Source organism: Pseudooceanicola batsensis HTCC2597 (genome assembly GCF_000152725.1).
In the GTDB taxonomy this organism is placed as follows: Bacteria; Pseudomonadota; Alphaproteobacteria; order Rhodobacterales; family Rhodobacteraceae; genus Pseudooceanicola; species Pseudooceanicola batsensis.
This window is the reverse complement of record NZ_AAMO01000007.1, coordinates 38,211-51,014: the sequence shown is the minus strand read 5'-3', so window position 1 is coordinate 51,014 and position 12,804 is coordinate 38,211. Positions and strand designations below refer to the sequence as shown.

Genomic DNA, 12,804 nt, shown 5'->3' with positions numbered 1-12,804 from the left:
ATGCGCAGGATTGAAAGTCTGATCGACACCAACGCCCCCGATTACAAGGCCAACCACGCCGCCATGACCGCGCGGCTGAAGGAGTTTCACGCCCGCCAGCACGCGGCGCGCCATGAGCGGCCCCAACGCGACATCGACCGGCTTGCGCGGCAGAACAAGCTGGGCGTGCGCGAGCGGCTGAAGCTGCTGCTGGATCCCGGCACGCCGTTTCTGGAGTTTTCGACCCTGGCCGCCTGCCGGGAATACGAAGGTGCGGTGCCGGGGGCTGCCGTGGTCACGGGGATCGGCATCGTGCAGGGACGCGAGGTGGCCATTCATGCCAATGACGCCAGCGTCAAGGGCGGTGCCTGGTATCCGCATACCGTGAAGAAGATCGTGCGCCTTCTGGATGTGGCGTTGGAGAACCACCTGCCGGTCATCCATATCTGCGACAGCGCCGGGGGCTTCCTGCCGCTGCAACACGGGGTGTTTCCAGACCGCTACCTGGGCGGGCGGGTGTTTCGCAACCAGGTCAAGCTGAGCCAGGCCAATATCCCGCAACTCGCCATTGTCGGCGGGCATTGCACGGCGGGCGGCGCCTATGTGCCGACACTGAGCGACTATAACATCATCATCGAGGGCACCGGGGCGATCTTTCTGGGCGGCCCGCCGCTGGTCAAGGCGGCCACCGGCGAAGAGGTCGGCGTGCAGGAACTGGGCGGGGCGGTCATGCACACCTCGATCTCGGGGACCGGCGACTACCGCGCCGCGAGCGAACAGCAAGCCTTTTCGCTGGCGCGCGAAATTGTCAGCCAGTGGAAGCGCAAGCCGAAAACCCTCATCGAGACCGCCGCTTTCGAAGACCCTTATTACGACCCGACCGAACTTTACGGGATCATCCCCAAGGACCGTAAGACCCAGTTCGACATGCGCGAAGTGCTGGCCCGGATCGTGGACGGTTCGCGGTTTCACGAATACCAGCCGGATTACGGCACCACGATGATTTGTGGCTTTGCCCATATCTGGGGCTACAAGGTCGGCATCCTTGCCAATAACGGGGTGCTGTTCAACGACAGCTCGCTCAAGGCGGCGCATTTCATGCAACTATGCAACCAGAACCGGACGCCCCTGGTGTTCTTCCAGAATATCACCGGCTACATGGTCGGCCGCGAATACGAGGAACGCGGCATCGCCAAGGACGGCGCCAAGATGCTGATGGCGCAGGGCGGCTCGGTCGTGCCGAAGTTTACCGTGATCGCCAATGCCTCTTACGGCGCAGGCAATTACGGCATGTGCGGACGGGCCTGGGATGCACGCACGCTGTTCATGTGGCCGCAGGCCGAGATCGGGGTGATGGGGGCGGATCAGGCCGCCAATACCATGGCGGACGTCAAGATCCGGCAGCTTCAGCGCGAAGGCAAGGAGTTGAGCGAAGAAGAGATCGCCGCGATCCGAGATCCGGTGCTGGAAAAATTCAAACGCGATGTCGAGGCCTATACCTCGACCTCGGAATTGTGGGATGACGGCATCCTCGACCCGGCGGACACGCGCAATGCGCTTGGCATGTCGATCTCTGCATCGTTGAACGCGCCGATAGACGAGCCGCATTACGGGATCTTCCGGCTGTGACGGCCTGAGGGGCAGGGCGGCACGCCGGTATTCCGCAGGGGCCGCCCCCGCGCCAAGACGATACCACCCGGCGCTTTCGGCACCGGGGAAGACCGCGAAGCTGTCAACTCAGGACGGCGTCTGCCGCGCTTCCTGTATGGAAACGACGTCAGAGGCCGACATTTCCGGGCGGTCCGGCTCGACCGCTTTCAGCGGCGTGACGGGCCTCAATCCGACCAGGCAGTCGCGCGCAAGTTGCTGATACTCGGCAGTGCCGCGTGTCTTCCACGCAACCTCTTTCTCGCTGACTTCTCGGATCACCTTCGCCGGCGATCCGACCACCATCGAACGCGGCCGTATCACCGTTTCGCCCCGCACGAAGGCCTGCGCCCCGACGATTGATTCCGCCCCAAGCTCCACGCCGTCCATGATGACGGCATTCATCCCGACAAGAGCGTTCCGGCCAACCGTGCAACCGTGCAGGATCGCGCCGTGACCGATATGACCATCGGTCTCCACCACCGCGTCGCGGCCGGGAAAGGAATGGATGATGCAGTTGTCCTGCACATTGGCGCCATCCCCGATCACGATTTTGCCGAAATCGCCCCGCAGACTTGCTCCGGGTCCGATATAGCATCCATGACCGAGGATGACGTTTCCGATCAGAACCGCCTGGGGATGGACATATGAATCCTCGGGCACGACAGGCACAAACCCTTTGAATTCGTAACAATAAGCCATTCTCGTTACCTTCTGTGGACTCTGTGTCGGCGGAACACGTATCAATCGTTCACCGCGCGTGTTGCCGGGCTCGCGTCCAGAACGTGTACCCGCCAGAATATGCGGTTAAAATTATCAAGCATATGTTAGAAAATAGCGCAAGCACCCAACGTCAAACAGTGACGATGTTGACAGTTTCCAATGCCGGAAGCTAAAATCTAACAAGCGGTAGAAAATGGACATGGCGCAGCATTCGAAACAGCCATTCCAAGCATGGGAGAGTGAGAAATGACAGACAAGGCTCATGTCGTCGGCGTCGGAATGGTCCCGTTCCAGAAGCCGGGAAAATCAGAAAGCTACGATGTGATGGCGACCGCGGCGACCAAGGCTGCCCTGGCCGACGCGGGGTTGGACTACGAGAGGGTCCAGCAGGCCTATGTGGGCTATGTCTATGGCGACAGCACCTGTGGCCAGCGGGCCTTGTACCAGGTCGGCATGACCGGCATCCCGGTTCTGAATGTGAACAACAACTGCTCAACCGGGTCGTCGGCCCTGTTCCTGGCCCGCCAGGCTGTCGAAAGCGGCGCGGTGGAATGTGCGCTGGCACTCGGGTTCGAACAGATGCAGCCCGGCGCAATCGGCGCGATGTTCCAAGATCGGGTCAGCCCGTTCGCGGCCTTCGACGAAGAAACCGACGATCTGGTCGGTAATTCGGAGATCCCGCTGGCGCTGCGCTATTTTGGCGGCGCGGGCAAGGCGCATATGGAAGAGTTCGGCACGACGCTGGATACCTTTGCAAAAATCCGCGCCAAGGCCAGCCGCCATGCGGCCAGGAATCCGGTTGCCCTGTTCCGGCAGGAAGTGACGGCGGACGACGTCATGGCCGCGCAGGTCGTCTGGCCCGGTGTCATGACCAGGCTGATGGCCTGCCCGCCAACCTGTGGCGCGGCGGCGGCGATCGTCTGTTCCAAGGAATTCGCCGACAAGCACGGACTGGACAGTTCCGTTCGGATCGCGGCGCAGGCCATGACAACGGACGGGCCGGAAACTTTCGAAGCCCATGACATGCGCGAGGTTGTCGGCTTCTCGATGGCCAAGCGCGCCGCCGATCAGGTCTACGAGGCGGCGGGCATCGGGCCTGAGGACGTGGATGTGGTCGAACTGCACGACTGTTTCGCCCACAACGAGCTGATCACCTATGAAGCGCTTGGTCTTTGCGGTCGCGGCGAAGCGGCGAAATTCGTTGATGATGGCGACAACACCTACGGCGGAAAATACGTGACCAACCCGTCGGGCGGTCTTTTGTCCAAAGGCCATCCGCTTGGGGCGACCGGCCTAGCGCAATGTACCGAGCTCGTTCAGCAGCTTCGCGGCCAGGCAGATGCGCGCCAGGTTGATGGCGCACGTCTGGCGCTTCAGCACAATCTGGGCCTCGGCGGGGCCTGTGTCACCACGCTTTACGAAAAAGCGTGAACAATACCTTTCAGGAGGAAACATCATGACAGGAAAACTCGACGGGCGCGTCGCCCTGGTTTCCGGTTCGGGCCGTGGCATTGGCCGCGAAATCGCGCTCAAGCTGGCCTCGGAAGGGGCCCGGCTGGTGATCAACGATCTGGATGCGGACCCGGCCAATGAAACCGCCGAAGCCATTCGCAACACCGGCGGCGAGGCCGTGGTCTGCGCCGGCAGCGTGACCGAAGACGGTTTTGCCGAACGGTTCGTCAAGACCGGCGTGGACAGCTTTGGCGGGCTCGACATCATCGTCAACAACGCCGGCTACACCTGGGACAGCGTTGTTCAGAAGATGACCGACGACCAGTGGCAGGCGATCATCGACGTTCACCTGACCGCGCCCTTCAAGATCATGCGCGCCGCCCAGCCGGTGATCAGCGCCAAGGCCAAGCAAGAGGCCGCCGCCGGGCAGGAAGTGTTCCGCAAGGTGGTGAATATCTCGTCCATCGCGGGGACCGGCGGCAATGCTGGCCAGATCAACTATTCCGCCGCTAAGGCCGGTATCCTAGGGGTCACCCGGACGATGGCCAAGGAATGGGGCCGCTATAAGGTCAACGTCAACGCCGTCGCCTTCGGCCCGATTCGCACCCGCCTGACCGAAGGCAGCGCGGATGGCGACAGCACGATCAAGGTCGAAGAAAAAGAGATCAAGGTCGGCGTGAATCCCGATCTCCTGTCCCAGATGGAGCGCATGATCCCGCTGGGCCGGGTCGGCACTCCGGAAGAAGCTGCCGGTGCCGTCTATCTGTTCTGTGCGCCGGAATCGAACTTCATTTCAGGCCAGCACATCATCTGCGGTGGCGGTTTCGTGATCTAACACTACGAGTCCTGGGTCCTGCAATTTGCACTCAAGCAGACGTGAGGTCACGAGGCATGTACCCCAAGCGAAAGCACTGGATGGCGGCAGTCAACCCGGAGCGGGCGAATAGTCGCCGGTCCTAAACTGAGAGAATTTTCCCGCCGCGCTGGCCTCGAATAAGGCGGATGCAGGGCAGAGTTTGTATTCGCTAGCTGATACCCTATTGGCCACCTCGACTGTTCGACGCAAGTGATTGAACTACATTATTTGCGCTGTCTCTCGATTAGTTCTCATGCGCGTTCAAAAAAAGAGCCCAGGACCAAAAAAGTTTGTCACGCTTTGCCTCCTCGCTTCCTCCTTACCTGTTGCAGACCGAATGATCGGGTGCCTAAATTCCAGGAGGAACCTATGAAAACCTTTGACGTCCAATCCGTGTCAATCGACAAAGCCGCCGCTGCCGTGTTCGATTTCGTCTCGAAGCCGGCCAACCTGCCGAAGTGGACAAATGCCTTTGAACGCGCAGACGATGAGACCGCCGACCTGGTCACTCCCAACGGCGTTGCGCCCATCAAGCTCAACACCGTCACCGATGCCGACCGGGGCACCGTTGATTGGTACATGACCTTTCCCGATGGGTCCGAGGGGGTTTCCTTCTCGCGCGTCACGCCGAACGGTGACAACGGGGCGGTCTATTCGTTTGTCCTCATGGCTCCGCCGGTTCCCCTTGAGGCCCTCGAGGGAACTCTGAGCGCGCAAATGGAACTCCTGGCAAACGAGCTCATCTCGTTGAAAGGCCAATTGGAAGCATGATCAAGCTTGATCCAAATGTGGTCCTGGCGGCGCGGGAGGGAAACCGCGCCGCCCTCGAGGAGATCGCGCGCTGCGCGCAACGGCCGGTTTTCAACCTCGCGATGCGAATGCTTGCGAACCGCTCTGACGCGGAAGATGCAACCCAGGAAATCCTGGTGAAGATCATAACCCACCTGGGAACGGTTCAGGATGTTGGCGCTGCTGGCGGCTGGGCGTTGAAGGTTGCCAGCCGACACCTTGTTCGCGAACGCCGTCGCGGGCAATTGGAATCGATGCGCTTGGAGTTCAACGATTTCGCCGAAGATCTTGCCGATGGCGCGGTTTCCAGCAACGAGAGCGGGCTAAGCGAACCGGAGTTCGCGCTAGCCGTAAACGAGGTCAAGATCGGCTGCACGCTTGCCATGCTGGTGTGCCTCAGTCGTGATCTCAGGATCGCCTATATTCTTGGTGAAATCTTCGAATTGTCCGACACTGAAGCTTCCTCCGCCCTCGAGATCTCTGCGGCCGCTTTCCGTCAGCGCCTGAGGCGTGCGCGGGACAAGGTCACGGGTTTTGTGTCTCAGACATGCGGGATCGCCGGAGCCATTGGTGCGTGCCATTGTGAACGCCGAGTTGTTCCTGCACTCAAGCAAGGGCGGATCGGCTGCCCCGAGGCCAAGAAACTCTCGGCCGCACGCGCCCCTGTCGATATCAATACCCTACGCAGGCAGGTTCAAAGTCTCGAAGGTAGCCGTCGTTCCGCTGGGTTGATGCGGACGAACCCGGATTTCTCGTCCGGCATGGGTGAACTGGTGGCGCGGGTTCTGGACGAACTGAGGGAACCCGGTCCGCAACGGCCCCGTGCTCAACACTGAAGACGACGACCAAATTTAGACCTAGATACATGTCGGGCCACGCCGGTGCCGGGTTTTCGTTTGGTTTTCGATGTTCTCTTTGTCCGTCACTGAAGCGGAGACCGATACGTTGCGCGGCACCTGATTACGCGGGCTCGCTACCCGCTTTTGCCGTGACCGGGTCGAATGACCACTGTCGCGAACCCGTCCAGTCTTAACGATTTCCGATCCAGCCCGCCGTGAACGATTGACTCATTGGCGCCAGCCACCTAACAGTTGTTAGATATTTGCGGAGGCGAATTGCGACCCCATGACAGAGACCACACCAAGCAAGCTTTGCGACACCCCGCGCAACGCGGTCGGGCGAGTCGGTGTGCTGGATATCTCCGCGCGGCTCTTCCGTGAACAGGGCTATGGGGCAGTGTCGCTCAGAAAGATCGCCGGGGCCGCGGGGATCAAGGCGGCCAGCATTTATTACCATTTCGGTTCCAAGGACGAAATCGTTGTGGCGGTTCTCGACAGGGGCATCCGGGTGGTGCATGACAGCATGCGCCAGGCCGTGTCCGCCTTGCCCGAAAACACCGGTGCCGAGGCGATCCTGAGGACTGCGATCCAGGCCCATCTGCGCGCGCTTCTTGACCTGAGCGATTACACCTCGGCCAATGTGCGTATCTTCGGGCAGGTGCCCCAACCCGTGCGGGATGCGAACCTGCCGCTACGGCGCGCCTATGAGGCCGAGTGGGACGCGCTTCTGACCCGGCTTCGAGATGACGGCGCGCTGAAACGCGATGTCGACATCCGCCGCCTGCGCCTGATGCTGATCGGCGCGCTCAACGCCACGCTCGACTGGTTCGACCCGGACCGCGGTAGCGCCGATGCGTTGTCACGCAGCTATGCCGATGTGTTCCTCAACGGGATACTCCAAAGACAGGATACCTGACTTCATGGCACGTCTTGAAACAGCGGTGCTGACCGCATCAGAGACCTACACCCGCAACCACGCCGCACAAAGCGAGCGCGTCGAAACGCTGCGCGCGCGGATCGCCGAAGCAACGGCTGGCGGCCGCCCCGACATGGTCGCGCGGCATCGCAAGCGCAGCAAGCTATTGGTCCGCGAACGGATCGACCTGCTGGTAGATCCGGGCACTGCGTTTCTTGAGCTGTCGTCGCTTGCCGCCTACGGTCAATACGGGGGCGAGGTGCCCGGTGCGGGGATTGTGACCGGTATCGGGATCGTCCACGGGCTGCCCTGCGTTGTGATCGCCAACGATGCTACAGTGAAGGGTGGGTCTTTCTATCACGAAACCGTGCAGAAACACATCCGCGCCCAGGAAATCGCAGCCGAGAACCGGCTGCCCTGCCTCTATCTGGTGGATTGCGGCGGTGCCTATCTGCCAGAGCAGGACAGGGTCTTCCCCGATGCCCGGCATTTCGGCAATTCTTTTTACCGCCAGACCAACATGTCGGCCAGCGGTCTGCCGCAGATCTCGGCCGTGTTCGGCGGCTGCACGGCGGGCGGGGCCTATATTCCCGCCCTGTCGGACGAGGTCATCATGGTGCGCGGCAACGCGCGCATCCATTTGGGCGGGCCGTCGATCGTCAAGGTGGCGATCAACGAAGAGGTTGATGGAGAAACATTGGGCGGGGCCGAGATGCATTCGCGTGTTTCGGGGGTGTCCGACCATCTGGCCGAGGACGAGTACCACGCATTGGCACTCATGCGCGACATCGTGGCCGAGCTGGGCCAGTCGCGCCCGATGGGTCCCGATGCAACCTGCGCGCCGCCGGCGCGCAACCCAGAGGAACTGCTTGGCGTCATCAGCGCCGATCGCAAACAGCCCTATGACATGCGCGAGGTTCTGCTGCGCATGATCGACGCCGGCGAATTCCGCGAATTCAAGCCCGGATGGGGTGAGACGCTGGTCTGCGGCACCGCGCGGATTCACGGCTATCGAGTGGGCATTCTCGCAAATAATGGGGCGCTTGTGTCCGACAGTTCGCTCAAGGGCGCGCAATTCGTGTCGATGTGCGATCAACGCAACATCCCGCTTTTTTTCCTCCACAACATCTCGGGCTTCATGGTCGGCACCGAAGCCGAGCGCGGCGGCATTGCCAAAGACAGTGCCAAGCTGGTCTATGCCATGTCGGTTGCCAAGGTGCCGCGCCTGTCGGTCCTCTTGGGCGGCTCATACGGGGCAGGCAACTACGGCATGTGCGGACGTGGTTTCGCCCCGAATTTTCTCTTTGCCTGGCCCACCGCGGAACTGGCCACCATGTCTGCCGACATCGCCACAAATGTGATGCTGGAACTGCGCCGCCAGAAAGGGGGCGACCCGGGCAAGATGGAGGCCGACATGAAGCTGATCGAGGAGCAGGTTCGGGCCCAGTATGGTGAACAGTCCGATCCCTATTATGCCACCTCGCGGCTTTGGGATGACGGGCTGATCGAACCCGCGCAAACCCGCGATATCCTTGGCCTGTGCCTGGCCATCGTGACATCGGTGCCCGAAGCCGGTCGCCATACGCCTGTATTCAGAATGTGAGGCTTCAAGTTGACCAATACCTACAACACGATCCTTGTCGAAACTGATGCGCGCGGCGTCGCCACGCTGACGCTCAACCGCCCCGACAAACACAACGCGCTGAATGGCGAATTGATCGCAGAGCTATACGATGCCGCAGAAAAGCTGGCTGCAGATGACGATGTGCGTATTGTGGTCCTGACCGGCGCGGGCAAGAGCTTCTGCGCGGGCGGCGATTTCAACTGGTTCGCCTCTAACGTCGAGAAAACCCGTAGTGAAAGGGTCGCACAAAGCGCCACGCTGGCGCGGCTGTTGCGCCGTCTTGACACGCTGCCTAAGCCCTTGATCGGGCGGATCAACGGCCCGGCCTACGGTGGCGGTGTCGGCATGATCTCCGTCTGCGACTACACCATCGGCGCCGAAGGCGCGCGCTTCGGTCTGACCGAGGTCAAACTGGGCCTTCTGCCCGCGAATATATCGCCTTATGTGGTGGCCCGCATCGGCAAGGTGCATTCGCGTGAAACCATGCTGTCGGGGGCGTTGTTCGACACGGCCCGCGCCGAGCGGATCGGTCTGTTGACCGAGGTTGTCGCGCCGGGCGACCTGGACGCCACGGTGAACCGGGTGGTGCATGATCACCTTCAGGCCGCGCCGGGTGCCGTGGCCGATACCAAGGCGCTGATCGCCTATGTCGCGTCCCACGATCTGGAGACCAACATGATCTACACCGCCGACCGGCTGGCCGATGCGTGGGAGACGGAGGAAGGTATCGAAGGCATCAACAGCTTCATCAACAAGGGCGTTCCGTCATGGCGGGTGAAATGAGCTTCACCCGCGTTTTGATCGCCAACCGGGGCGAGATTGCCCGGCGCATCCAGCGCGGGTGCCGCAAACTGGGGCTGGAAAACGTAGCGGTGTTCTCAGAGGCGGACCGCGACGCGCCCTTCGTGGCCGAGGCCGATCATGCCGTCTGCATCGGCGGAGCCGCCCCGTCGGACAGTTATTTGAACGTCGAGGCCATCCTTGAGGCCGCGCGGGCGACGGGCGCGGGTGCGGTGCACCCGGGCTATGGTTTTCTGTCTGAGAATGCCGGTTTCGCGGCGGCGGTCGAGGCGGCGGGCCTTGTGTTCATCGGGCCGGAACCCGATGCAATTTCCATGATGGGGTCGAAAATCGAGGCCAAGGCGGCTGCCGAAGCGGCAGGCGTGCCCGTCTTGCCCGGCTATCGCGGAGAAGATCAATCTGACGCGCGCCTGCTGGAAGAGGTTGAGGCGCTAGGCAGCCCCTTTCTCGTCAAGGCCAGCGCCGGCGGGGGCGGGCGCGGCATGCGTCTTGTCACCGATCTGGGCGAGGCGCCCGAGGCGATTGCCTCCGCCCGGGCGGAGGCCCAGGGGGCCTTTGGCGATCCGGCGGTGTTCCTTGAACGCTACGCGCCCCGTGCCCGCCACGTCGAAGTGCAGGTTCTGGGCGATACCCACGGCACCGTGCTGCATCTGGGCGACCGCGACTGTTCGCTTCAGCGCAACCACCAAAAGCTGATCGAAGAGGCCCCCGCCGCCGATCTGCCCGAGGCTGTGCGCGACGACATGCGCGCGGCGGCTGTGCGGCTGGCGCAGGCGATCGGTTATCGCTCCGCCGGGACTGTGGAATACCTCTATGATCCGGCCCGCGGCGAATATTTCTTTCTTGAAATGAACACCCGCTTGCAGGTCGAACACCCCGTGACTGAGGCAATCACCGGCATCGACCTTGTTGAATGGCAGTTGCGCATCGCGCGGGGCGAGCCGCTGACACTGGCGCAATCGGATGTGAAATTCGACGGGCACGCGATTGAAATCCGCATCGCCGCCGAAAACCCGGCCGAGAATTTCCGCCCCGAAACGGGCGAGATCACCCTTTGGGCACCGCCTGCGGATGTGCGGCTGGACACTGGGGTAGAGTGCGGTTCGGTCGTCGGCCACCACTACGATTCCATGATTGCCAAGCTGATCGTCCACGCGCCGGACCGGGCCGGTGCGATCCGCCGGGCGGTCGTCGCAATGGATGCTTTTGCTGTCGGCGGCATCGGCCTGAACCTGGCCTATCAGCGCGCGTTACTGGCTCATCCGGATTTTGAGGCGTTCCGGCACCATACCTCGGGTTTGCCTGAGATGTTCCCCGATGGCTGGACACGCCCGACCCCCGGTCCCCGGGACATGGCCCTTGCCGCGATTGCGCTGCACCTGCATCTCGCGCCAGCGGCGGCGGGCGCGTCGCCCTGGGAAAGCCTTGGGTCATGGCGGATCACCGCCCCTGGCGGACGGCCCGGTGCGGCATCCTATTGGGATACAACCAAAGACGACCCGATCCGCGTGACCGGCTCCGGAACAGTATTCGCCGCCGTGCCGCCAGGCGGCCAGACCGTCACGGTCGAAACCGCCGCCCTGACAGGGGACCGTCTGAACGGACGCATCGACGGGGTTCCGTTTTCGCGCATCGCTTACGTCGCGCGCGCGCCGAGTCACTGGCGAGTGCACCTGCAAACCCCTGCTGGAATGACCGCGACAGACCTGCGCACGCTGGAAGACCAGCATCTGCAACGTGCCACCGGCGGGTCTGGCGTCGCTGACCTGTTGTCCGCACCCATGCCCGGCGCCGTGGCCGAGGTGCGCGTCGCACTCGGCGACCGCGTCAAAGCCGGTGACACGCTGGTGGTGCTTGAGGCCATGAAGCTGTTGCAAAGCCTGCCCGCGCCGGTCGCGGGCGTGGTGACTGAAATCTATTGTGCACCCGGCGATACGGTCGCCGGGCACGCCCCACTTATCAAACTCGATCCAGAGGAAAACACATGACCAGACAAGACAGCATTACTCAGGTCACCGGCCCGCTCAACGAAGACCTCGAGTTGATCCGCAACCAGTTGCGCCGGTTCATTGAAGCCGAGGTGATCGCCAAGGCCGAGCCTTGGGAGGAGGAGGGCAAGGTACCCCGCGACGTGCTGCGCCGGATGGGTGATCTCGGCGTGCTGGGGATGCGCTATGACGAACAGTATGGCGGCGCGGGGCTGGACGTGATGTCCAGCGTGGTTTTGGCCGAAGAGGTCGGGCGATCCACTTTCGGCGGGTTCTCGGCCACGGTTCTGGTCCACACCGACATGGCCTCGCCGCATCTGGAAAACGCCGGCACGCCCGAACAGAAGGCGCGCTGGATGCCGTCGATCGTCTCGGGCGAAATGATCACCGCCGTTGCTGTGACTGAACCGGGCGCGGGCTCGGACGTGGCCGGCATGCGCACCCGCGCGGTGCAGGACGGGTCGGACTGGGTGCTGAACGGCACCAAGATGTTCATCACCAACGGCGTGCATGGCGATCTCTACTTTGTCGGTGCCAAGACCGATCCCGATGCCAAGGGGTCGCGCGGGATCACCATGTTCGCGGTCGAAAAGGGCACGCCGGGCTTTTCGGTGGGCCGGGCGTTGAATAAGACCGGCTGGCTGTGCTCGGACACTGCCGAACTGATCTTCGAAGAAGTCCGCATCCCGACCGAAAACGTTTTGGGCGAGGTCAACCACGGCTTCTATTCGGTAATGAAGAACTTCCAGAACGAACGCATCGTGCTGGGTGCGATGGCCTGTGCCGAGGCGCAAACCGCGCTGGACATAACTGTGGATTACGTCAAGCAGCGCAAGGCCTTTGGCGGCGCTCTTTGGGACAAGCAGGCCGTGCGCCAGCGACTGGCCGACTGTCAGACGCGGATCGTGGCAGGGCGTCAGCTGGTCTATCACGCCGCCGGTTTGGATGCCGCGGGCCGTGACTGCGTGAAAGAGGTCTCGATGGTCAAAGCCTATTGCGGCGAACTGGTGAACAGCGTGCTCTATGACTGCGTCCAGTTTCATGGCGGTATGGGCTATATGCGCGAAACACCGGTGGAACGCATGTCACGCGATGCCCGTGTGCAGGCCATCGGCGGCGGGGCGAGCGAAGTCATGTTGGAAGAAGTCGCCAAGCGCATGTGAGCTTACTATCCAAAAAAGTAACAATCT

At 62.1% G+C, this 12,804-nt stretch carries 11 protein-coding genes; 10 read left to right on the top strand and 1 reads right to left on the bottom strand.

All coding sequences use genetic code 11. The features are described from left to right. Entirely contained in the window at window positions 1–1,608 is a 1,608-nt protein-coding gene (locus OB2597_RS00265) for an acyl-CoA carboxylase subunit beta (RefSeq protein WP_009803487.1), read from the top strand. Between the two features lie 108 nt (window positions 1,609–1,716). Here OB2597_RS00265 and OB2597_RS00260 read toward each other — a convergent pair whose 3' ends face one another. Continuing rightward, a complete protein-coding gene (locus tag OB2597_RS00260; protein WP_238529671.1) occupies window positions 1,717–2,373 on the bottom strand; it encodes an acyltransferase in 657 nt (218 codons plus the stop codon). 222 nt (window positions 2,374–2,595) lie between these two features. Here OB2597_RS00260 and OB2597_RS00255 point away from each other — a divergent pair, with 222 nt between their 5' ends. From OB2597_RS00255 to OB2597_RS00215, 9 genes are all read left to right on the top strand, one after another. Next, entirely contained in the window at window positions 2,596–3,780 is a 1,185-nt protein-coding gene (locus OB2597_RS00255; protein WP_009803485.1) for a lipid-transfer protein, read from the top strand. A gap of 25 nt (window positions 3,781–3,805) precedes the next feature. Further along, a complete protein-coding gene (locus tag OB2597_RS00250; protein WP_009803484.1) occupies window positions 3,806–4,636 on the top strand; it encodes an SDR family NAD(P)-dependent oxidoreductase in 831 nt (276 codons plus the stop codon). A gap of 390 nt (window positions 4,637–5,026) precedes the next feature. Next, window positions 5,027–5,428 (top strand): SRPBCC family protein, encoded by a 402-nt coding sequence (locus OB2597_RS00245; protein WP_009803483.1) that lies wholly within the window; start codon window positions 5,027–5,029, stop codon window positions 5,426–5,428. Next, window positions 5,425–6,282 carry an RNA polymerase sigma factor gene (locus OB2597_RS00240; protein ID WP_009803482.1) on the top strand — a complete coding sequence of 286 codons (858 nt, stop codon included), beginning with the start codon at window positions 5,425–5,427 and terminating at the stop codon, window positions 6,280–6,282. The genes OB2597_RS00245 and OB2597_RS00240 overlap by 4 nt, the downstream gene beginning before the upstream one ends. Before the next feature lie 289 nt (window positions 6,283–6,571). After that, entirely contained in the window at window positions 6,572–7,201 is a 630-nt protein-coding gene (locus tag OB2597_RS00235) for a TetR/AcrR family transcriptional regulator (protein WP_009803481.1), read from the top strand. A 4-nt stretch (window positions 7,202–7,205) separates the two neighbouring features. Continuing rightward, window positions 7,206–8,804: an acyl-CoA carboxylase subunit beta gene (locus OB2597_RS00230; protein ID WP_009803480.1), complete on the top strand. Its 1,599-nt coding sequence runs from the start codon at window positions 7,206–7,208 to the stop codon at window positions 8,802–8,804. 9 nt (window positions 8,805–8,813) lie between these two features. After that, window positions 8,814–9,608 (top strand): crotonase/enoyl-CoA hydratase family protein, encoded by a 795-nt coding sequence (locus tag OB2597_RS00225; RefSeq protein ID WP_009803479.1) that lies wholly within the window; start codon window positions 8,814–8,816, stop codon window positions 9,606–9,608. After that, entirely contained in the window at window positions 9,593–11,614 is a 2,022-nt protein-coding gene (locus OB2597_RS00220) for an acetyl/propionyl/methylcrotonyl-CoA carboxylase subunit alpha (protein ID WP_009803478.1), read from the top strand. The genes OB2597_RS00225 and OB2597_RS00220 overlap by 16 nt, the downstream gene beginning before the upstream one ends. Beyond that, on the top strand, window positions 11,611–12,777 hold the full coding sequence (locus OB2597_RS00215) for an acyl-CoA dehydrogenase family protein (RefSeq protein ID WP_009803477.1): 1,167 nt from the start codon (window positions 11,611–11,613) through the stop codon (window positions 12,775–12,777). Before OB2597_RS00220 ends, OB2597_RS00215 begins: the two co-directional genes overlap by 4 nt. Window positions 12,778–12,804: the final 27 nt, after the last annotated feature.

Coding starts and splice junctions, on each gene's coding strand:
- OB2597_RS00245 (WP_009803483.1), top strand. CDS start 5,027: ATGAAAACCTTTGACGTCCAATCCGTGTCAATCGACAAAGCCGCCGCT.
- OB2597_RS00235 (WP_009803481.1), top strand. CDS start 6,572: ATGACAGAGACCACACCAAGCAAGCTTTGCGACACCCCGCGCAACGCG.
- OB2597_RS00265 (WP_009803487.1), top strand. CDS start 1: ATGCGCAGGATTGAAAGTCTGATCGACACCAACGCCCCCGATTACAAG.
- OB2597_RS00240 (WP_009803482.1), top strand. CDS start 5,425: ATGATCAAGCTTGATCCAAATGTGGTCCTGGCGGCGCGGGAGGGAAAC.
- OB2597_RS00220 (WP_009803478.1), top strand. CDS start 9,593: ATGGCGGGTGAAATGAGCTTCACCCGCGTTTTGATCGCCAACCGGGGC.
- OB2597_RS00255 (WP_009803485.1), top strand. CDS start 2,596: ATGACAGACAAGGCTCATGTCGTCGGCGTCGGAATGGTCCCGTTCCAG.
- OB2597_RS00250 (WP_009803484.1), top strand. CDS start 3,806: ATGACAGGAAAACTCGACGGGCGCGTCGCCCTGGTTTCCGGTTCGGGC.
- OB2597_RS00230 (WP_009803480.1), top strand. CDS start 7,206: ATGGCACGTCTTGAAACAGCGGTGCTGACCGCATCAGAGACCTACACC.
- OB2597_RS00215 (WP_009803477.1), top strand. CDS start 11,611: ATGACCAGACAAGACAGCATTACTCAGGTCACCGGCCCGCTCAACGAA.